Annotated in this window: 17 protein-coding genes; 9 read left to right on the forward strand and 8 right to left on the reverse strand. The window is 69.9% G+C overall.

Annotation, left to right across the window (positions count from 1 at the left end; translation table 11 throughout):
• Positions 1-6 precede the first annotated feature (6 nt).
• Complete coding sequence (locus ACIBEF_RS27970; protein ID WP_196926210.1) at positions 7-426, reverse strand: PPOX class F420-dependent oxidoreductase; 420 nt, start codon at positions 424-426, stop codon at positions 7-9.
• 141 nt (positions 427-567) lie between these two features.
• Here ACIBEF_RS27970 and ACIBEF_RS27975 point away from each other — a divergent pair, with 141 nt between their 5' ends.
• Both ACIBEF_RS27975 and ACIBEF_RS27980 read left to right on the forward strand, forming a co-directional pair.
• Positions 568-1,461, forward strand: coding sequence for an NAD-dependent epimerase/dehydratase family protein (locus tag ACIBEF_RS27975; RefSeq protein WP_396796203.1), 894 nt, complete (start codon positions 568-570; stop codon positions 1,459-1,461).
• 165 nt (positions 1,462-1,626) lie between these two features.
• Positions 1,627-3,573, forward strand: coding sequence for a S8 family serine peptidase (locus ACIBEF_RS27980; RefSeq protein ID WP_396796205.1), 1,947 nt, complete (start codon positions 1,627-1,629; stop codon positions 3,571-3,573).
• A 39-nt stretch (positions 3,574-3,612) separates the two neighbouring features.
• On the opposite strand, the gene ACIBEF_RS27985 is transcribed toward ACIBEF_RS27980, so the two are convergent.
• Together ACIBEF_RS27985 and ACIBEF_RS27990 are read right to left on the reverse strand one after the other, a co-directional pair.
• A complete protein-coding gene (locus tag ACIBEF_RS27985; protein ID WP_396796207.1) occupies positions 3,613-4,548 on the reverse strand; it encodes a hypothetical protein in 936 nt (311 codons plus the stop codon).
• A gap of 50 nt (positions 4,549-4,598) precedes the next feature.
• Positions 4,599-5,702, reverse strand: coding sequence for a glycoside hydrolase family protein (locus tag ACIBEF_RS27990; RefSeq protein WP_396796208.1), 1,104 nt, complete (start codon positions 5,700-5,702; stop codon positions 4,599-4,601).
• 215 nt (positions 5,703-5,917) lie between these two features.
• On the opposite strand from ACIBEF_RS27990, the gene ACIBEF_RS27995 reads away from it, so the two are divergent.
• Complete coding sequence (locus ACIBEF_RS27995; protein WP_396796210.1) at positions 5,918-6,433, forward strand: hypothetical protein; 516 nt, start codon at positions 5,918-5,920, stop codon at positions 6,431-6,433.
• Positions 6,417-8,807 (forward strand): M48 family metalloprotease, encoded by a 2,391-nt coding sequence (locus ACIBEF_RS28000; protein WP_396796212.1) that lies wholly within the window; start codon positions 6,417-6,419, stop codon positions 8,805-8,807. Before ACIBEF_RS27995 ends, ACIBEF_RS28000 begins: the two co-directional genes overlap by 17 nt.
• A 41-nt stretch (positions 8,808-8,848) precedes the next feature.
• Here ACIBEF_RS28000 and ACIBEF_RS28005 read toward each other — a convergent pair whose 3' ends face one another.
• Genes ACIBEF_RS28005 through ACIBEF_RS28025 form a run of 5 tightly spaced genes read right to left on the reverse strand, consistent with a single transcriptional unit; the run spans position 8,849 to position 14,630 of the window.
• The gene (locus ACIBEF_RS28005; protein ID WP_396796213.1) at positions 8,849-9,691 is read right to left on the reverse strand and encodes a carbohydrate ABC transporter permease; all 843 of its coding nucleotides are present in this window, start codon (positions 9,689-9,691) and stop codon (positions 8,849-8,851) included.
• A complete protein-coding gene (locus ACIBEF_RS28010) occupies positions 9,681-10,646 on the reverse strand; it encodes a carbohydrate ABC transporter permease (protein WP_396796215.1) in 966 nt (321 codons plus the stop codon). Before ACIBEF_RS28010 ends, ACIBEF_RS28005 begins: the two co-directional genes overlap by 11 nt.
• A 10-nt stretch (positions 10,647-10,656) precedes the next feature.
• Complete coding sequence (locus ACIBEF_RS28015) at positions 10,657-11,931, reverse strand: ABC transporter substrate-binding protein (RefSeq protein ID WP_396796217.1); 1,275 nt, start codon at positions 11,929-11,931, stop codon at positions 10,657-10,659.
• Between the two features lie 12 nt (positions 11,932-11,943).
• Positions 11,944-13,569, reverse strand: coding sequence for an FAD-dependent oxidoreductase (locus ACIBEF_RS28020; RefSeq protein WP_396796218.1), 1,626 nt, complete (start codon positions 13,567-13,569; stop codon positions 11,944-11,946).
• A 20-nt stretch (positions 13,570-13,589) separates the two neighbouring features.
• Positions 13,590-14,630, reverse strand: coding sequence for a LacI family DNA-binding transcriptional regulator (locus ACIBEF_RS28025; protein WP_396796219.1), 1,041 nt, complete (start codon positions 14,628-14,630; stop codon positions 13,590-13,592).
• A 320-nt stretch (positions 14,631-14,950) separates the two neighbouring features.
• Between ACIBEF_RS28025 and ACIBEF_RS28030 the strand changes: the two genes are divergently transcribed.
• From ACIBEF_RS28030 to ACIBEF_RS28050, 5 genes are all read left to right on the forward strand, one after another.
• Positions 14,951-15,979, forward strand: a complete 1,029-nt coding sequence (locus ACIBEF_RS28030) for a hypothetical protein (RefSeq protein ID WP_396796221.1) — start codon at positions 14,951-14,953, stop codon at positions 15,977-15,979.
• A 65-nt stretch (positions 15,980-16,044) separates the two neighbouring features.
• Positions 16,045-16,320, forward strand: coding sequence for a hypothetical protein (locus ACIBEF_RS28035; protein ID WP_396796223.1), 276 nt, complete (start codon positions 16,045-16,047; stop codon positions 16,318-16,320).
• A gap of 115 nt (positions 16,321-16,435) precedes the next feature.
• On the forward strand, positions 16,436-17,635 hold the full coding sequence (locus tag ACIBEF_RS28040) for a low temperature requirement protein A (RefSeq protein WP_396796224.1): 1,200 nt from the start codon (positions 16,436-16,438) through the stop codon (positions 17,633-17,635).
• Between the two features lie 158 nt (positions 17,636-17,793).
• Positions 17,794-18,690, forward strand: coding sequence for an acetyltransferase (locus ACIBEF_RS28045; protein WP_396796226.1), 897 nt, complete (start codon positions 17,794-17,796; stop codon positions 18,688-18,690).
• Positions 18,691-18,765: 75 nt separating this feature from the next.
• Positions 18,766-19,743 (forward strand): alpha/beta hydrolase, encoded by a 978-nt coding sequence (locus tag ACIBEF_RS28050; RefSeq protein WP_396796228.1) that lies wholly within the window; start codon positions 18,766-18,768, stop codon positions 19,741-19,743.
• The last annotated feature ends 161 nt before the right edge of the window (positions 19,744-19,904 follow it).

The following is a 19,904-nucleotide window of genomic DNA, read 5'->3' on the forward strand; positions in this document are numbered from 1 at the left end:
CACCGGTCAGCCGACCTGGTTGTTGTCCTTCTGCGCTCCCCAACCGTGCCAGCGGTCGATCTCGATCAGGGCGCTCACCCGGGCACGTTCCCGCCGTGGGTACGCGTTGCCCGTGTAGTGCTTCGACAACCGGTCGATGTCGGCCAGGCCCTCGTCAGGGCGCAGTTCGGCGACGTGCCCGATGATGCTGACGTGGGTGTACCAACCGGCCTCGTCCAGCACGGTGAGGGACACCCGGGGGTCGTTGCGGACGTGCTCCAACCGGCGGCGGCTCTCGTCCATGTTCACCAGGATCCGGCCGTCCTCCCACAGGTACCAGGTGGCGGCGGACACCGGCTGACCACCGTTGCGAAGCGTGGTCATGACGGCCGGGTTCGGCTTCTGCAGCATGGCGACCGCGGCCTCGGGAAGCGGTGGCTTGGACATGAAGTCTCCTCTTCGCGACAACGTTTACCCCTGCACGTTACGCACCTACCCACCCGATCGCGCTCGGATCGCGATCGCGGCGCGGCGGGGCCGATCCCACCCCGCTGCCCGGCTGCCGCCGACGGCGGCAAAGATGGGGCCATGAGCATCTCCGCACTGCCCAGGCGTGTCGTCGTCACCGGCGCCACCGGCAAGCTCGGCCGCGCCGTCGTCGCCCACCTACGGGCCGCGGGTGTCGACGTGCTGGCGGTGGACCGCGCCGGTGGCCGCGACCCCCGCGACGTGGACGGCGAGTTCCTCCTGGTCGACCTGACCGACTACGGGCAGGTGGTGGAGGCGTTCACCGGGGGCGCCGACGAGCACGCGGGCGGCGTCGACGCGGTCGTGCACCTGGCGGCGGTCCCGGCCCCCGGGCTGATGTCGAACGCGACCACGTTCGCGAACAACTCCGCCGCCACGTACAACGTGTTCGCCGCCGCGCGGGCGGCCGGGATCAAGCGGATCGTCTGGGCGTCCAGCGAGACGGTGCTCGGGCTGCCGTTCGACACGCCGCCGCCGTACGCGCCGGTCGACGAGGAGTACGCGCCCCGCCCCGAGTCGACGTACTCGTTGAACAAGGCTCTTGAGGAGGAGATGGCCCGGCACTTCTGCCGGTGGGACCCGGAGCTGGTCATGGTGGGTCTGCGCTTCTCCAACGTGATGGACGTCGAGGACTACGCGCCGTTCCCCTCGTTCGACGCCGACCCGCAGCTGCGCCGGTGGAACCTGTGGGGCTACATCGACGCGCGCGACGGGGCCCAGGCGGTCGAGCGCGCGCTCGCGCACGACCAGCCCGGTGCCGACGTCTTCGTCATCGCCAACGCCGACACCGTCATGACCCGGTCCAGCGCCAGCCTGATGGCCGAGGTCTACCCAGGCGTCGAGATCCGCAAGGAGCTGGGTGAGCACGAGACCCTGCTCAGCATCGACAAGGCCCGCCGGGTGCTGGGTTACGAGCCGCGGCACTCATGGCGAGACCACGCCGACGTGCTGTAGGTGTCGGGTGGAGGCTCATAAACAGTTTTGACGTTACGAAACATCGATCATTGTTAACCGGGCTGTTCGCGCTACCGCGTCTCCTCTTACCTTTCGGCGCAGCCCTCCGAATTCGGCGTCACCCGGACGCGAATCGCGGAGTCGGCACCTTGGAGGAGATCACCCGTGTTGCAACGACTCCCAGCCGCTGGCTTCGCGCTCGTTCTGGCGCTAACCGGGGCCATCGGCGTCGGTGGCCCGGCCCAGGCCGAGCCGACCGGCACCATCAGGTACGCGGACGGCCCGAACGCGGTGGCCGACCGCTACATCGTCACGCTGAAGTCCACGGCGTTGGCGGCCTCTGCCGTCGACACCAAAGCCCGTGAGCTGACCGCCCGCTTCGGTGGCCAGACCCGACACGTCTATGGGTCGGCCCTGCCCGGCTTCTCGGTGACCATGGCCGCGAAGCAGGCGCAACAACTGGCCGCCGACCCGTCCGTCGCGTCCGTCGAGCAGGTCCAGCGCATCGGCGTACTCGACACCCAGACGAACCCGCCGAACTGGGGAGACGACCGGATCGACCAGCGCAACCTGCCGCTGAACCAGACTTTCACCTACCCGGCCAACCCGGGCCAGGGGGTCACCGTCTACGTCCTCGACACCGGCATCAACGCCAACCACACCGAGTTCACCGGCCGGGTGCGGCAGGGCACCGACATGGTGGACAACGACAGCACCCCACAGGACTGCCACGGACACGGCACGCACGTCGCCGGCACCGCCGTGGGCACCACATACGGAATCGCCAAGAAAGCCGGCGTGGTCGCCGTGCGGGTGTTGAACTGCCAGGGCAGCGGCACGAACGACGACCTGATCGCGGGAATCAACTGGGTACGCGCCAACGCGCAGAAGCCGGCCGTGGTCAACTACAGCATCGGCTGCGGCAGCCGGTGCACCAGCCAGGCGATGGACAGTGCCGTCACCAGCCTGATCGGCTCCGGTGTGCAGTTCGTGCAGGCAGCCGGCAACTCCTCGGACGATGCCTGCTACTACAGCCCGCAGGCGGTCACCGCGGCCATCACGGTCGGTAACAGCACCAGCTCCGACGCACGCAACAGCAGCAGCAACTACGGCTCCTGCCTGGACATCTTCGCTCCTGGCACCAGCATCGTCTCGGCGTCCTACTCCAGCAACAACGGCAGCGCCACGATGACGGGCACCTCGATGGCGTCACCGCACACGGCCGGTGCGGCGGCGTTGTATCTCGGAGCGAACCCCACGGCGACTCCCGCCCAGGTTCGGGCGGCGCTTGTGGACAACGGCACCACCAGCAAGATCACCAGCCCGGGCAGCGGCTCGCCGAACGTCCTGCTCTACACCGGGTTCATCGGTGGCACCGATCCCGGTCCGGGCAGCCCGTCGGTGACCAACCCGGGTAACCGCACCTCGGCTGTCGGCCAAGCGGTCGACGTGCAGGTGCAGGGCAGTGGCGGCACCACCCCGTACACCTGGAGCGCCTCGGGGTTGCCGGCCGGCCTCACCATCAGCACGTCCACCGGGCGGATCACCGGCAGCGCCACCACGGCGGGCACCTCGAACGTGACGGTGACCCTCACCGACGCGGCGGACCGGACCGCGCAGGCCACCTTCACCTGGACGGTGACCAGTGGTGGCGGAGGCTGCACGCCGGCGCAGCTCGTCGGTAACCCGGGCTTCGAGAGCGGCACCTCGCCGTGGACCGCGACGGCGAACGTGATCGGCACCTGGTCGCAGTACCCGGCGCGCTCCGGCACCCGTAACGCCTGGCTGAACGGCGGCGGCCGGGTGCAGACCGACACCGTGTCGCAGTCGCTGACGATCCCGGCCGGATGTGCCACCGCAACGCTGCGGTTCTGGATCCGGATCACCACCGCCGAGTACGAGAACCTGGCCTACGACCGGTTGACGGTCACCCTCGGTGGCACCACGGTGGCCAGCTACTCGAACCTGGACAGGACCACTGGCTACGTCGAGAAGGCGATCAACGTCAGCCAGTTCGGCGGGCAGACCGCCACGCTGACGTTCAACGGGGTGGAGGACTGGTCGTACCAGACCAGCTTCGTGATCGACGACGTGACGGTCAGCGTGAGCTGACCGACGGCGCCGGAATGGGAGTGAGTGGCCGAAGGTCGCTCACTCCCATTCCCAGCGCATGCCCACGATCCCCGGCGGGACGTCGGAAGCGATCAGGTGGGCCCCGTGGGTGGACCCGATCCACGCCTCCCAGACACCCTGGTCGGGCGCGTGCAGGCCCCGTCGTTCGAAGCGGTGACAGCGGGCCGGTACGGCGTCGTGGTCGAACTGCACCTGCAGGACGTACTCACTGACCGGGGTGGAGAATCCCCGGTAGTAGTTGTCCGTCGGCTCCTGCGAGGTGCTGAGAAAGTCGTATTCGATGACCACGGTGTCGCCCTGGGCCAGCATCCGGTCGAAGATGATCTCCGCGACGAGCAGGCCCGAGCTGTGGTCCCCACGGACCCGGCCGACCCGGCAGTTGCGGACCGCGTTGATCCGGGTCGAGGCCGTCAGGTCGTCGGAGCGGAAGATGCCCACCGTCCGCGAGACCCGGTCGGTGTTGGCCCGCAGCACCTGCCGGCAGGTCAAGCGGATCTCCTGGCGTCGGTCGCCGACCACGTAGAGGTCGTGCAGGCTGAGCCGGGTCAGCTCGTGGTAAAGCCACCGGTCGACCTCGGCGACCATCTTGGCGACGCTGGTGCCGTCGCTGAAGAGGCGGTCGATCTCAATCGTTCCCGGTGGTTGGCTCAGCCAGCGGCCCCGAGGCCGGCGCGGGCCGAGTTGCACGATCAGCGACTCGGCCGGCAGCGACAGGATCGCCTCAAGGAGCCGGACCGCCTTGATCGACTCCGGGCGCTCCGGCCGGCTGCGACCGCGTCGCCAGTAGCTCAACGTGGTGAGACTGACGCTGACCCCGGCCGTCGACAGCTTCTCCTGGATCTCCTCCAGCCGCATGCCGCGGTCCTCGATGGCGAGGTGGAGGGCCGCCGAGAACGGACCGGTACGCAGCGCGTGCGCCAGGTCCCGGCCCAGCTCGCTACGGGCCTTCTCCATGTCGGCTGAGTATGGTCACGTCGCAGCCCTCGCGCCAGCGGTGCGACGTCTCAGCGTGCCGCCTGGTAGGCACGACCGACGGCGGTGGCGGTGCTGCCGGTACGGAACAGGCCGGTCTGGTCCTTGTCGGTGGCGGGCAGGCCGAACCACGCGTACCGCTGAAGCCAGGACAGCCCACCCAGCATCTTCGTCGCCGCGGTGAGGAACGCGGCCTGCTGCGCCTGGGTGGGGAAACGGACGCCGTTGGAGAAGTCGATCAGGGCGAACTCGGTGAGCCAGACCGGCAGGTTGTACCTGTCGTGCACGGCCTGGAGGTACGACTTGAGCTGGTTGACCGCGTTGGCCGTGGTGAAGTCGCCGCCGTACCAGTGCAGGGCGATGAAATCGACCCGGTAGCCGCGCTGCTTGGCCCCGGCCATGAACCGGTCGAGCCACTCGCCCTGCCGGTCGCCACCCCACGCCACCGCCGGGCTGCCCAGCGGCAGGCCGGTGGCCTGCAACTGCGGCCACAGCTCAAGCGCCTGCTCGACGGTCATCTCGGCCTGGCCCTTCAGGTCCGGCTCGTTGAAGCCGAGCAGGTAACGGCCGTTCTGCTTGGCCTGTTGCAGATTGCTCGCGGTGACGCTCTTCGCCCCCCAGATCATCGGGACGAACTCGGTGCCCTGCGGGCTGGTGACGCCCTGGTGCTTCACGTCCCAGGTGTAGTACCAACTCGCCCCGGAGTTGGCCAACGCCTGGCTGACGCCGTCGAAGGTCCACACGCCGACGCCCTTGCGCTTCGAGGTCACCGCGGTGGCGGCCGGGGCGACCGGACGCCCGGATGTCGGCTTCGCCGCCGGCGTCGACGTGGGAGCCGTCCCCGTCGGGCTCGCCGTGGCGGCGGGCGTGGTCGCGGCGGGTGTGCCCGGCAGCGGGCTCGTGGACGGTGACGCGTCGAGCGCCTGCGTCGCCGCCGGGGCGGGCGTCGGCCCGGTCGGCTGCACCACGACGATCACACCCGTCACGAGTACGGCGACCGCGGCGGCCACGAGGAGCGGCCACAGCAGCCGCCTCGCGCCGTTCGGGAGGCGGCCGAGCATCCCGCGTCGGGGTTCCGCGTGGACGCCCCGGTTTCCCCTCGCGGCGTCCGCCTCACCCTGGCCGGTTGAGCGCATCGATTCCACTCCTTCACGTGGTCGCACTGCTGACGAGCGAGGAGAGTGGTGGTTGATCGCACCAACTCCTCCCCCTCAGGAGACTTGCCGACCGTACGGGGATAACGGTTTCGCCGGCGCGAGCACCGAGCGCAGGGTCCGCTCGGTGCTTCGATCGTCTTCCGGTCACCGTCAGTGATAGACCGCGTCCACTATGCTCGACGCTGCCCGGATCGATGATCGCCGGGGTCAGGAAGGATCTCATGAACGCTGACCCGGATGAGGCCCTGCTACGTGATCTCGTGTGGCCGGTGGTACGGGACTTCTCACCAGCCGAGCGAGACGAACTCTTCCCGCTGCTGAGCGCGGCCTACTTCGCCGACCCGAAAGCCTTCGCCCGTAACGGAGCGGTCGGCGGGCCGCTCGCGTTCGGGCTGCCCGAACTCGCGGTGATCGTCACGCCAGCTCTCCTGGCCGCGATGAGCGAGGTCGTCCGGTACGTGGTCACCGAGGCGGCGTTGAAAGGCGTGAAGGTGACGGCCGACGTAATCCGACGCCTGTTCGGAATCCGTCGTCGTCCAGATCCCGCCCTCGACGAGAGGGCGCCGCTGACGCTGACCGCCGAGCAGTGGATGGAGGTCCGTCGGATCGTTGAGCGCGTGGCCCGTCAGGGTGGCGTCCCCGCAGACCAGGCGAAGCTCATCGCCGACGCGGTGGTAGGTCAAGGTCAGGTCGATGGTGGCCCGGCGTGACCGGAGCTTGGTGCCGGCGGCGTCCACCCTACGGTTCGCGCTTCTGGCTGCGGTGGTCCTTGCCACCAGCGGGTTCGTCTTCCTGAGCGTCTACACGTTTCTCCCGGACCGACTGCACCGTCTGACGGCGGTCATCGAGGTGTGTGAGGCCGAGCGATCGGCAGCACCCGGTTGGTTCGACACGCCGATAGTCACCGAGGAGGATGCTCAGCGGTCGGACGCCGCCCACCGCCGGATGAGCGAGTGCCTCGCCCCCGCGCTCGTCGACCAGGTGGCCTTCGTCGCCGCCGGTGTCGCCCTGCTGATGGGTGTGGCGCTGGCGTCGTACCTGTCGCACCCCTGGTGGATCGTACGTCGACGTAGGTTGAGACGCTTGTCGGAGAGCACAGCGCCACAGCTGTTCGGTCACCTGGAACAGCTCAGCCGCGAGATGGGCCTCGACCCATCACCGGACTGGCGCTTCGCGCCCTCCGCCCGCACAACCGGTGGCCAGGCATTCGGGCTGCCCTGGCACCGATACGTGCAACTCGACGCCGGGCTGCTGCTGCTCCACACCACCGACCGGCCCGCCTTCCGGGCGGTGGTGCTGCACGAGTTGGCGCACCTTCGTCATGAGGACGTGGACCGGACCTACCTGACCATTGGCATCTGGCGATCCTTCGTCGCCGTCGCGCTCCTGCCCTACCTTGTCCTGGCCGTGCACCCCGAGTTGTTCCGCACGCCGTTCGACTGGCAGTGGCGCGACGTCCAACTCGTGGATGATCCGGGCCCGACGGCGTACCGCCTCGGCTCGCTGCTGGTGCTGACCGCTGTGGTGTACCTGACCCGCAACGCGATCCTGCGCGTCCGGGAGACCCACGCCGACGTCGCCGCCGCGACACACGGCAGCGGGGACGCGCTGCGGGCCGTCCTCGAGCGGCTGCCGACGCACCGGTACCTGTGGAGCAGGTGGGGAACCCACCCGGATCCGCGTCGGCGGCTCGCCACCGTGGCGGACCACCGGTTGCTGTCCACCGTCGGTCTGTGGGATCTGGCCGGCGTCGGTATCGCGACCGGTCTGGTCTGCGCCAACGCCGGCTTCCTGGTGGGCCTCAACGTGTTGAGCGATCCTCGGCTGGCGCTCGCGGCGGTCGGTTTCCTCGTCGGCACGGTCGCCGTCGCGTTGCTCGCGGTGGCGATCTGGCGGACCGTCGCGATCGACCCCGTCCGGTCGCCGTCGGCGCTGACCTGGCTGGTCGGCCCCGTCGTGCTCGCCGCCGGCTGTGCGGGCGGTTCGTTGCTGTCCCTTCAGGTGGCCCAGACCGTGCAGGTGCCGGGCGGCGTGGTCGGCCCGTCGGCCCGGGTCGTCTCGACACTGCTGTTGATGACGGCCGGCGTGCTGATCGCCGGCTGGATCACGTCGACGACCCGGGGCGTGCTCAGCGCGCCGGGAACTACGTCGTGGGCCATGCCAGCCGTGGTGGTGATTGCGGCCCTCCTCGGCGGCCTCCTCTTCGCCGTCTGGCTGCCCGCCAGCGCGGTCCCGAGCGGCTTCGCGATCCGCTGGGGTGGGACTCCGGCGATCGGCGCGGACATTGGCTGGTACCGGGGCATCGCGAGATGGGCGGACCTGCGCTTCGACCCCGCGTACCGGTTGGTGTTCAACCCGCTCACGCTGCCCTTGCTGACGTTGCTCTGGCTCGCCCCGGCGCTCATCCGCAGGGGCCGGACCGGGGGGACACCGGATCAGCAGCCGCTGAGACTGGGGCTCGCGCTCACCGTCGGCGCCATCGGCGCGGCCTGCGTGCTGGTGATCGGAGCCGCGATGCCCTTCGTGGCCAGGGCCGCACTACCGGCCTGGGCTCGCCAGCAGGAGGTGGTGGACGGCGTTGCGTTCTTCGCGATCTACGATGCCGCGGGCGTCACCATCGCGGCCGTCGTCGTGGCGGTCGTGTTGGGGGTGATCGTGGCGCTGCCCGGCCCACACCGGCCGGCCCTGGCGGTCCTGGCCGGCTCGACGACGGCGGTGCTGTCCGCTCTGGTGCTCTTCTTCGTGACGGACCCGATCGCCTGCCGCGTCAACGTCTGGGACTTCTCGCCGGCACCGACCCGATGCTTCGGCGTGGTGTACGCCCAGTCGTTCTCCCGGGTCACCCACGAGATCATCGTGCACGGCATCATCCTCGCGATACCCGTCATGGTCCTGGCCGCGGCACTCGGCGCCGCCTACCGGCGTCGAGTGCCGCGGATCGTCCCCGCCACCCGGCCGACCGGGCCACTCGGCAGAGCCGCCACCGGGGCGCTGCTGATCCTGTTGGTGGCGTTCATCGTCTATCTGAGCCTGCTCATCCTGCCGCTGGCCCATGACGACTGGCTCCGGCGCACCGTCGGCTAGCGTCACGACCTTCGACTGCCGAGTGAGCAGGCGGCAGATGATCAGCCTTTCAGGCCGGTGTGGGCCAGTCCCTCGATGAACTGCCGCTGCGCGATGACGAAGACGACCAGGACGGGCATCGCCGTCATCGAGGCCGCCGAGAGTTGTACGTCCCACATCGGGCCGCCGTACGCGTCGACGAACTGGGTCAGCGCCTGCGGCAGGGTGAACTTCTCCGGAGTGGACAGGAAGACGATCGGCTCCAGGTACAGGTTCCAGCTGTGCAGGAAGGTGAAGATCGCCACCGCGCCGAGGGCCGGGCGGGCCAGCGGCAGCGCGATCCGCCAGAAGGTCGCCAGCCGGCCCAGCCCGTCCACCCGGGCGGCTTCCTCCAACTCGCCGGGCAGGGTGATGAAGAACTGCCGCATGATGAAGGTGGCCAGCACACTGGGCGCGCCGAGCGTCGGCACCAGGATCAGCGGCCAGTGGGTGTCGATCAGCCCGACCAAGTTGAACATCTGGAACAGCGGCACGATGGTCACCTCGCTCGGGATCAGCAGGCCCACCAGCACCACCAGGAAGAGCGCGTGCTGACCGCGGAACCGGATTCGGGCGAACGCGTAGCCGGCCAGCGACGAGACGGCGAGGGTGCCGACGGTAACCACCGCGGCGATGTACGCGCTGTTGAGGTACTGCTGGGCGAACGGTTGCAGCTCGAACACCCGCCGGTAGGCCGAGAAGCTCAGCTCGGTGGGGATCAGCGGCGGAGGGAACGCGAAGATGTCGGCGACCGGCTTGAACGACGAGGTGACCATCCACCAGGTCGGGAAGACGAACGGGATGGCCAGCAGGCAGATCAGCCCGTAGATCGCCACCCGGGCCCGCAAGGGCAGCCTATTGTTCATGGAAGACCCACTTCCTGCGCATCCGCCACTGCACGACGGTCAGCGTCAGCACGATCAGAAACAGCAGCACCGACAGCGTCGAGCCGTACCCAAACTGGTGGAACTGGAAGGCCTGCTGGTAGAGGTAGTAGACGAGCACTGTGGTCGACGTGCCCGGGCCGCCCTGGGTGAGCACGGCGATCTGGGCGAAGACCTGTAGTGCGCCGACCACGGTGATGATCGAGGTCAGCAGGATGGTCGGGCTGATCAGCGGCACTGTGATCCGACGGAACTGGGTCCACCGGCTCGCCCCCTCGACCCGGGCCGCCTCGTAGAGTTCGGCGGGGACGCCCTGCAACGCGGCGAGGAACAGCACCATGTTGAGGCCGACGTTCTTGACCACCTGGACGACGATCACCGACAGCAGGGCGGTCCATTCGCCGCGCAGCCAGTTGGGACCGTCCAGGCCGACCGCGCCGGCCACCCCGTTGACACCGCCGTTGTCCTGGAGCAGGAAACCCCAGACGATCGTCCAGGCGACGAGCGAGACCACCACCGGTGAGAAGAACAGCGTCCGGAACACCACGGTGCCGCGTAGCCGCTGGTTGAGCAGTACGGCGAGCAGCAGGGCCAGGGCGAGGTTGAACACGACCAGGCCGACGGAGAAGAACAGCGTGCTCCGGAGTACGCCCGGCAGCTTCGGGTCGTCGACCAACTCGCGGTAGTTGTCGGTGCCCACGAAGTCGAAGGTGTCCGCGAGCACGTTCCACTCGTGCAGGCTGTACCAGACCACCAGGCCGAGCGGCAGCAGCACGAAGAGGGCCGTACCCACCAGTTGTGGGGTCACGAAGAGCAGGCCGGCCAGCTGGTCACGTCGACGACTGGTCCACCACCCGCGTCGCGGCGACGCTGCCGTGCCGCCCGGGGCGGGCCGGGGCTCAGCCCGACCCGCCACGTTGTCCGTCAGGACCGGCATCGCTGATCCCCTACTTCGCCAACAGCGGGTTGATCGCCGAGCAGACCCCGTCGAGCACGGTCCGCACGTCGGCGTCGGCCTTCCACATCGGGTCCAGCGCCGAGCGCACGGCCTGGCTCAGCTCGGCCTGCCCGGTGTGGTTGGGCTTCACCACCCCGTTGGCGATCCCGTCGATCACGACGCTCTGCAACTGCTCCGGCTTGAGCAGGGGATTGGTCTTGGCCAGCGTCGCCGCGGTGAGCAGCGGGGTACGCGGCGGCGGGAAGAACTGCGCCAGCTTGGCGGAGTTGGCGGGACTGGTGAGGAAGGCCAGGAAGTCCGCGGCGACGGCGGCGTGCTTGCCCTTCTTCAACACACCCATGCCACCCTGACCGATCACCGAGTAGTTGCCCTTCGGGCCGGCCGGCAGCGGCACCAGGTCCCAGCCGAACTTCTGCTTCTCGAGCAGCGAGGCCCGGGAGATCTGGGTGATCGTCATGCCGGCCTCGCCGGCGAAGAAGTCGGCGGCGGTACCCGGGCCGGGCAGTGCCTTCGCAGTGAAGATCGCCTGGTGCAGGAAGGTCATCGCGTCGACCATCTCGCCGGCGTTGAAGCCGCAGGTCTTCCCGTCCGCGCTCCACGCCTGGGCGCCCCAGCCGGTCCAGATGGTGGAGAGGTTGTCCCAGCCCTTGTAGTCGAAGTCCCGCACCACCAGGCCGGCCTTGCCGGTGCGGGCTGCCACCGCCGAGGCGGTGGTCACCGCGTTCTCCCAGGTCCACGCCTTGGCGGCGATCAGCTCGGCCGGGCTCTTCGCGCCGGCGGCCTTGACCAGGTCGGTGTTGACGAAAATGCCGAACGGTGAGGTGGAGAACGGATAGCCGTAGAGCTTGCCGTCGGCCTGCCACAGCTTGGTCGCGGCCGGCGCCAGCTCGTCGAAGGCGTACCCGTCGGTCTTGCGCAGGGTCTCGTCCAGCGGCAGCAGCGCGCCCGAGGAGACGAAGTCGGGAGCCGCGTTCTCCAGCACCCAGGCCAGGTCGGGCGGGTTTCCGCCGGCGATCTGGGTGGTCAACGTGGTGGTGTAGCTCTCGAACGGGATCGGGTCGAAGGTGATCTTTGCGACGTTGGGGTGGCTGCTCTGGTACTCCGCCGCGATCTCGTTGAACAGCTTCAGGTGTGCCTCGTTCGCCGACCAGGTGGTCATCCGCAGCGAGACCGGGCCGTCGGAGCCGGCGCTGTCGCCGCCGCCGCACGCGCTCAGGCCGAGCATCGCGGCGAGCGCGACGACAGCCGTCAACCGTTTCCTCATCAGGGTTCTCCCTCAGTAGCCGGCGATGTCGGGCCAGCGCAGCTCGACGCCCTCGTCGGCGAGGCGGTTCTGGAATTCGGCCAGCAGGCCGGGGGTGTAGCGCACCGCGCGGGGAGTGACCCGGCGGGCCAGGCAGAAGTCCGCGAGCAGACCGGCGACCTCGCCGATGTTCCACTCCACGGGGTGCAGGCGGTACGAACCGTTGGTGATGTGGGTGGTGCCGATGTTCTTCCCGGCGGGCAGCAGGTTCTCCACCCGCCGAGGGATCAGGGCGCCGAGTGGGATCTCGAAGGGACACGAGGCCACGTCGACGTAGTTGTCCCCGCCGGTGGACGGGTGCAGGTCGATGCGGTACATGCCGACGCCGACCGCATCCGGGTAGCTGGCCGCGCCCTTGTCGCCGCGTACCGCCAGGGAGAGGTCCTGCTCGACGACCGTGTACTCGGCGCGGATGCGCCGCGCCTCACGGATGTACGGGGCCTGGGCCAGACCGCTGTGCGCGACGTCGCCGCCGGTGCTGATGCCACCGGTGCCGGTGACGTCACCCCGCAGCCGCAGCCCGGGGAAGCCGGACCCGCCGTCGGCGCGGGGCGCTTCGGTCTGCAGCCAGTAGAGCACCGACAGGGAGAGCTCCCGCGCCGCCTCGATCTGGTGGGCGGGGTCGGGCACGTCGATCAGCGGCTGCTCGAAGTAGTCGATCATCGGCCAGTTGACCAGGCAGATGTCGCTGTCGTAGCTGCCCGGGACGAAGCTGCGCCGAGCGGCGATCCGGCGGAACGTCCACAGGTTGCCGTCGCCCGGACTCAGCCGCTGGTCGGCCATGACCAGCCACGGGTCGTCGTCCGGGTTCGGGGTGAAGCTGCGCTCGGAGATCTCCAACGTGCGCGGGTTGGGGGAGCGGAAGGAGAGCATCCGGTCGCCCCAGAACGGCGGCTGGTACGCCCGCCAGAAGTCGTAGCGGGCCGGCCGGTCGATGGTGTGGTCACCGTCGACGTGGTCGACAGCGAAGCAGACCGAGAACGCCTGCATGTTCTCCGGCTGCGCCTCGTCCGGCGCGCTCGGCTCCCCGGTCTCGCCCCGCGACTCGAAGCCGGTGACGTACTCGGTGCCGGTCAACGGCAACAGTTCGCCGGTCTCGGTGGCGTCCAGCACGTACGGCGCGACCACGTGTACCCGTTCGCCGCTGTTCCGGTGCGCCAGGGTCACCCCGGTCACCCGGTCGCCGTCGGTGTCGGCCCCCACCGGCAGGTACGGCTGGAGCAGTCGCAGCCGGCCGGCCCCCCGGTACGGCGCGAGCATCGCCTCCAGCACCGCGACCGCGACCCGTGGCTCGTGGCATAGCCGGCTCACGTGCCCGGCCCCCGGATTGAGGGCTGTGGCCTGACGGGCCCGATCGGTGAGCGGGTAGTAGGCGCGGTAGTAGTCCCGGATGCCGTCGCGCAGCTTGCGGTAGCTGGCGGTGACGCCGAACTGCTCGACCCAGGAGTGCTCGTCGGGCGGTACGGCCTGGCTGGTGAGCTGACCGCCGAGCCAGTCGTACTCCTCGCTCAGCACGACCGAACGGCCGGCGCGCAGCGCGGCGAGGGCCGCGGCGACGCCACCGAGTCCACCGCCGACGATCAAGACTTCGGCCTGCATCTCTGGCAAGAGCTGTCCTTTCACGGGTTCACCTTCGGCGGCGCGAGGGTGGCGCCGTCGACGGGCTGGCAGGGCACCAGCCGCTGCGGCACGGTTTCCGGGTCCGCCTCCAGCAGCCCGGTCAACACCTCGACCGACTGCCACCCCATCTCGCGGCGGGGGATGCGGAAGCCTGTGAAGTCGATGTCGGTGCTGGCCGGTCGGGTCGGGTCGCCGAGCGCCAGGATGGACAGGTCGCCCGGGATGTCCAGGCCCCGTTCGCGGGCGACTTGGGCGATGGCCACACCGTCGGCGTACTCCTCGACCACCGCCGCCGTGACGCCCGCCGCGAGCAGCGCGTCGAGCAGTTCGGCGGGGGAGTGGTCGGTGGTCGGCAGGTGCCGTGGCGTGCGTCCGGCCTCGTCGAGCGCGGCCCGGAAGCCGCGCATCCGGTCGGCGTGCGACTCGGGGCCCGCGCCCTGGCCCAGGTAGGCCAGTGCGGTGTGCCCCGCGGCCAACGCGCGGCGCACCACGGCGGCGGTGGCGGTCGGGTAGTCGGCGCCGACGTACGGCACGGGCCCGCCCGCGTCGTCGCGGCGGCCGACCGAGACGAACGGTTGACCCTCGGTGACCAGCCGGGTCAGCTCGTCGCGGTCCAGCGATCGACCGAGCAGGACGCAGCCATCGGCCAGGCGGAGGCGGTTGTCGTCGTGGAATATCCGCCGCCGGCCGCCCGCCACCGGCGCGCTGGTGAGCAGCAGCAGGTCACAGCCGAGCCGTTCGGCGCACTCCTCGATGCCGACCAGGAACGGGTGGTAGAAGTCGCCGGTGCCGGTCGGGAAGACCGGCTCGTAGGTGAAGACGCCGAGGATGCGGTTGTGCCGCGCGGCGAGCCGGCGGGCGACCGGGTCGGCGACGTATCCGGTGGTGCGGATGGCGTGCAGGACCCGTTCCCGGGTTTCCGGCGCGATCCTGACGTTGCCGTCGTCGCGGCCGTTGAGCACCAGAGAGACGGTCGCCTGGCTGACGCCGGTCATCCGGGCGATGTCGTGCTGGGTGACTCGCCTGCGCGAACCAGTCACGTTCCGTGTCCAATCGTTACCGAGGTAATACGCATTAGCGTCGGTGAGGTGAAATGGTGCGGCGCACCCGGCGTCGCCGTCAAGACCCTCGGGCGGAGAAGTTCTGCCGACGAAAGCCGCTCGATAATTCGTATTAGCACCTTGACGGTCGACTGAGGACCCGACCAGACTCGTGGATGACGACCCCGGGCCACCGCCAGGCAGCCACCTCACCGACAGTGACGCCGGCTGCGCTCTCGCCCGTGCCTCCCGGGTCGCCGCCGCGCCACCACCCACGCTCCGCGATCGACGAGCGTCCCCTCACGATCGGAGACACCAAGATGGCACACGCGTACCCGAATCCGCCCTCCGGCCGACCCACCGAGCTGAGCCGGCGTGGGCTGTTGCGTGGCGCGGCGCTGCTCGGCGCCGCCTCCGCGGCCGGCGGGGTCGGCCCCCTGCTCCAGGGCACACCGGCGTTGGCCGGGCCGGCCGGTTTCCCCAGCTACCGCTACGTCCGCGACGCGTTCGACAGCCCACTGGCCTACAACCCCACCGGAGAAACGATCTTTCCCTGCGTACGCGGGGTCTACGACAAGATCACCGGTGCCAAGGGGCGCTACTACCTCTACTACGCCCCGCACGACTCGCCCGGCGGGATCTGCCTCGCCTACGCCGACAGGCTGGAGGGCCCCTACACCGAGCACCCCGGCAACCCCATCGTCGACCGGGCGCTACCGACCACGACGGTCAGCCACGTCTCATCACCGCACGTCGTCTGGAACGCCTCCAGCAGGGAGTTCTTCCTCTACTTCCACGGGGAGAACACCACCACCCGGGTGGCCCGGTCCCGAGACGGCATCACCTTCAGCGACGAGACGCCGATCCTGAGCACCAGGCTCGTACCGAACACCACCGAGACGTCGTACGCCCGGGTCTTCGAGCACCGGGTGACCGGGCTCGCCAACAAGTACGTGATGCTCTACATGGGAGCGCACACCGTTCGGCCCGGCACCCGGAAGATCTTCTGGGGTTGGTCGCCGAACGGCTGGGACCAGTGGCAGTTCGCGCCGGAGCCGCTGATCTCGCCGGCCGGCGACGGCCTGAGCGACATCTCCGCACCACATCTGCTCACCCGCAACGGCACCGCGTACGTCGTCTACCACGGCGGTGACGGTCGAATGCACCTCACCGAGGTCGGCAACGCCTTCGACCGGGAGGTGCATCTCGGGGTGTTCCACAGCCCGATCGCCTCCGACAACGGTCGGGTCGCGTCACCGAGCTTCGGCACCGACGGCGGCGTGGGCTACATGATCTACGAGGCGGGTCCACGCCTGGGCGCCCGGATCTGCGTGGCCCGGGCGGTCTGACCCTCGCCACCGAGGGCTTTTTCGAGCGGGTCACCGACGGCCGCATCGCCGTACACCGGGAACAGGTGATCACCGAGTTGCTGGTCGAGGGTGGCCGGCCCGCCGCGCGCCTGGCCGACGGCACGGTGCTCCCCGCCGACCTGGTGATCTGCGGTACGGGCTTCCGCCAGCACGTGCCGTTCTTCGACGAGGCGTTGCACGCCCGGCTCCAGGACGACGCCGGCAATTTCATGCTCTACCGGCAGATCCTGCCGATCGGCGTGCCGCGGCTGACGTTCGCCGGCTACAACTCGTCGTTCTTCAGCCCGCTCAGCGCGGAGATGGATAAAATACGCAGATAGGGATCAGGTGGGGCCGGTTGGCGAGGGAGGCTGGGGGACGATGGCAGCGGAACGGGGTCACCGCACTGGTGCGCCCGTGCCGACGACCCTGGCCGGCTGAGCCGTCCCGCCGTCCGTGCTGACGCGCACCGAGTTCTTCCGTGGGCTCGGGGACAGCAAGAGCCCCCGCTCGGCGACCGTCCTGGAACTGCTCTTCGACATCGTCTACGTCTTCGCGCTGGCCCGCCTCGCCGGGCGGGTCGCCGACGACCTCACCATCGTCCGGCACACACTGCTGTCCGAGGCCGGCCAGACCGTCCTGTTCTTCACGGCGATGTGGATGATCTGGTCGCTCAACGCCCTCCTGGCGAGCACCTACGACCCTCGGCGCCCCGATCTGCAGGCCGTCCTGTTGGCGACGATGTTCGGCACGCTGGTGCTGGCTGTCACGTTGCCACAGGCATTCGGCCAACGGGGCGTGATATTCGCCTGCACCTACGTGATCATCCAGGTCGGCCGACCGCTCTTCCTGGTGTTCGCTCTGCGGGGTCACGCGGGTCAGGCGTTCTCGCTGCGGGTGCTGACCTGGCACCTGGCGTCCAGTGTGCTCTGGATCAGTGGCGGCATCAGCGGTGGTCTCGGCCGGGGCATCTTCTGGACCCTCGCTCTCGCCATCGAGTTGGTCGGTGCCGCCACCACCTACCCCCTGCCCCGCATGGGCAAGCGGCAGCTCACCAGCCTGGGGGTCACCGTCTCGCAGGAGCATCTCGCCGAGCGGTACAACCAGTTCTTCATGATCGCTCTCGCCGAGGTGGTGCTCGAAGCTGGCGCAGCGGTCAGCTTCCCGGGCTTCACCACCGAGGGAACGATCGCCCTCATCGCCGCGTTCGTGGCGGTCGTCTCGTTTTGGCGGATCTACTTCTACCACGTCAGATCCGGTTCCGCCTCGACGCCGAGCGGGGAGGGGATCCAACTGTCGCGGTGGGCGAGCTACAGCCTGCTGTTGATCGTCGGTGGCATCATCTGCACCGCCGTCGGCTTCGGACAGGTCATCGAGGATCCGCACCCGCCGATCGACTGGGCTCTGGTGGCCATCATCTTCGGCGGCCCGGTGCTGTTCCTGATCGGTCGGAGCGTCCTGGAAAAGGAGAACCGATCCGCGCCACGGTGTCGGGCGCTGTACTTCGGCGCGGCGGCGCTGATCCTGGCGGCCCCGCCGATGGTGCTGCTCCCGCCGATCGCCGTGGCGGCCGTCGCGGCCGTGATCCTGGCCGGCATCACCGTGTACGACCAGCGTGCCCACAAGCGTGGGTCGGAGACCAACCCGACGCTGTGACGATCTGTTGCGGGCCGGCGACCGGTCCGCGTATGGTCGTCGGGCACGCCGTCGAGCTGGAAGGAGGTCAGAACAATGTCCGATGTTCTGCGCCCCCTCCGCGCTCCGGCGTCCGCGCGGATCTGATCCGGGGCGCGCGCTTCCCGGAGGACCAACCCATGACTGATCTGGTCATCCGTCCGCTCGTCGCGGGCGAGGAAAACCTGTTCGACTCCATGCCTGATCCGCTGCCCCAACTGCGCCAGGTCGCGTACGCCGACGGGATCGCCGGTGGCGGCTACCGTCCCGAGAACACGTGGGTCGCGCTGCGCGCCGGGCGGTTGGTCGGCCGTGCCGCCTGGCTCCTCCCCCCGGGTGCGGTCGGTGCCCCGTGGTTGGAACGGTTCGACCTGGATGCCGAGCCGGAGGTGGGCGCCGAGCTGCTGCGCGCCGCCCACGAGGCGCTGGGCGGTCCCGGTCTGTACTACGCCGCACTGCCGGCGCACTGGCGGCGTCGGCCCGAGGTGCTGGCCGTGGTGCGGGCACCCATGGCGGCCGCTCGCCTCGCCGGGCTGGTCGAGCGGGGGGAGCGACTCCGCTGCTCCTGGACTGGCACACCCCTGCCGGCATCCTCCGGTCGGTACGACTTCCGTGCGCCGGTCGACGTGGCGGAGGTCAACGCCCTGGTCGCCAGAATCGCCGAGCCGGACGTGCTGACTGGCGTCGAGATCGCGCGAGCGGTCGGCGGCGTCGACCTCGCCACCGACCCGCTGGCCTGGTTGGGCGACGACACCGGGCAATGGCGCGTTGCGGTGGACGCCGGTGAGCCGGTGGGCCTGGCCGGTACGGCCGGAGACGCCTGCTACCCCCTGTTCGCCTATCTCGGCCTGCTCGACGAGGCCGTCCGGCCCGAGCTGCTGGCCGAGGCGGTCCGGGTGCTGGCCGTCGGCGGTGCCCGCGAGGTCATCGCCGACGTCGATTCCCACCGGGTGGCGGTGCTGGCGGAGCTGGAGCGGACCGGCTTCCGGCAGTTGCGCTCCCGGGTCGTCTTCGCGCCGCCGAACAGCCAGGAATAGCTGACCGGGTGCGCCCGGTCACCCGGGCGCACCCCCTCAGCCAGCGTCGAGCGCGGCCCCTGTCAGCATCTGGCCATGCCGGAGATCATCGCGCTACTCGTCGGCGGATTGGGGCTCGTCGTGGCGGCGGTCGCCGGGCTCTACCTCTGGCCGGTAGGCCGCCGTGGGCTACGGGTCGCGCCGGCCCGACCGCTCGACTTCGACACGGCCACCCGTGCCGTCGCGGCCATCATCGCCGCCGAGACGGCCGACCCGGAGGTGCGACCGGAGTCGCGCAGCCGCCTGCTGAGCCACGGTTCCCGTACCGACCGGGCCGTGCTGCTCTTGCACGGCTACACCCTCGCGCCCGAGCAGTACGAACGGCTGGCCCAGGAGTTCTTCGACAGTGGGTACAACGTCTGGGTTCCCCGGGCGCCCCGGCACGGGACCGTCGACCGGCGGGCCCACCACCGGGTCGAGGCCGGTGAGCTGACGACGTACGCCGCGCAGGGGTGGGCCGTCGCGGCGGCCCTGGGAGACGAGGTCGGCGTCGTCGGCATCTCCGGCGGCGCCGTGCTGGCCGCCTGGCTGGCCCAGGTGCCGGGAAACGTCGTACGGCATCTGCTGTTGCTGTCGCCGTTCTTTGCTCCGAATCCGCGACAGGCGCCGGCCTACGCGGTGAAGCCGCTCATCACGCTGTACGGGCGTCGCCTTCTGCGGGATCGCGTCACGTCGCGGGGATACTCCCTCGCCGCCGTCACCCAGTACCTGACGATCGCGCGTACCCTGCCGAATCCGCCGCGGCGGACCGGTCTGCGGAGCGCGGCGGTCGCGATCAGCCCGCTCGACGGCGTGGTGGACCTCAGGGCGGCGGTCGACGTGCCGCGCCGGATCGCCGACGCGAACGCGATACCGCTGCGGGTGTGCACCCTGCCGGAGTCGTTGGGCGTCGAACACAACACCCTCAACCTCGCCGCCCTCGGCGCCGAGGGCGACGAGCTGCGCCGGCTGTACGTGGCGCTCTACGAGGGTGCACCAGCACCAGAACCAAACCCCACACCAACCCACCGCTAGCCCCCGCCCCGCCCCCGCCCCGCCCCCGCCCCCCCGCCCCGCCGCCGCCGCCCTGCCGCCCGGTAACCCGTTACCTTTTTGATCGTCCCCAGCCGGGGACCCTCGGTCGCCCGGCCCGGTATGACTTCCTTCCCCTGTTGTTCGGATGATCCGGGGGGTGT

The sequence above is a fragment of the Micromonospora sp. NPDC050795 genome (assembly GCF_044456785.1).
Taxonomy (GTDB): Bacteria; Actinomycetota; Actinomycetes; order Mycobacteriales; family Micromonosporaceae; genus Micromonospora.

Bases quoted from the DNA above. Each gene is read 5' to 3' on its own strand.
- ACIBEF_RS27975 (WP_396796203.1), top strand. From the start codon at position 568: ATGAGCATCTCCGCACTGCCCAGGCGTGTCGTCGTCACCGGCGCCACC.
- ACIBEF_RS28030 (WP_396796221.1), top strand. From the start codon at position 14,951: ATGGCACACGCGTACCCGAATCCGCCCTCCGGCCGACCCACCGAGCTG.
- ACIBEF_RS28005 (WP_396796213.1), bottom strand. From the start codon at position 9,691: ATGAACAATAGGCTGCCCTTGCGGGCCCGGGTGGCGATCTACGGGCTG.
- ACIBEF_RS28010 (WP_396796215.1), bottom strand. From the start codon at position 10,646: ATGCCGGTCCTGACGGACAACGTGGCGGGTCGGGCTGAGCCCCGGCCC.
- ACIBEF_RS28015 (WP_396796217.1), bottom strand. From the start codon at position 11,931: ATGAGGAAACGGTTGACGGCTGTCGTCGCGCTCGCCGCGATGCTCGGC.
- ACIBEF_RS27970 (WP_196926210.1), bottom strand. From the start codon at position 426: ATGTCCAAGCCACCGCTTCCCGAGGCCGCGGTCGCCATGCTGCAGAAG.
- ACIBEF_RS28000 (WP_396796212.1), top strand. From the start codon at position 6,417: ATGGTGGCCCGGCGTGACCGGAGCTTGGTGCCGGCGGCGTCCACCCTA.
- ACIBEF_RS28050 (WP_396796228.1), top strand. From the start codon at position 18,766: ATGCCGGAGATCATCGCGCTACTCGTCGGCGGATTGGGGCTCGTCGTG.
- ACIBEF_RS27995 (WP_396796210.1), top strand. From the start codon at position 5,918: ATGATCGCCGGGGTCAGGAAGGATCTCATGAACGCTGACCCGGATGAG.
- ACIBEF_RS28045 (WP_396796226.1), top strand. From the start codon at position 17,794: ATGACTGATCTGGTCATCCGTCCGCTCGTCGCGGGCGAGGAAAACCTG.
- ACIBEF_RS27985 (WP_396796207.1), bottom strand. From the start codon at position 4,548: ATGGAGAAGGCCCGTAGCGAGCTGGGCCGGGACCTGGCGCACGCGCTG.
- ACIBEF_RS27990 (WP_396796208.1), bottom strand. From the start codon at position 5,702: ATGCGCTCAACCGGCCAGGGTGAGGCGGACGCCGCGAGGGGAAACCGG.
- ACIBEF_RS28020 (WP_396796218.1), bottom strand. From the start codon at position 13,569: ATGCAGGCCGAAGTCTTGATCGTCGGCGGTGGACTCGGTGGCGTCGCC.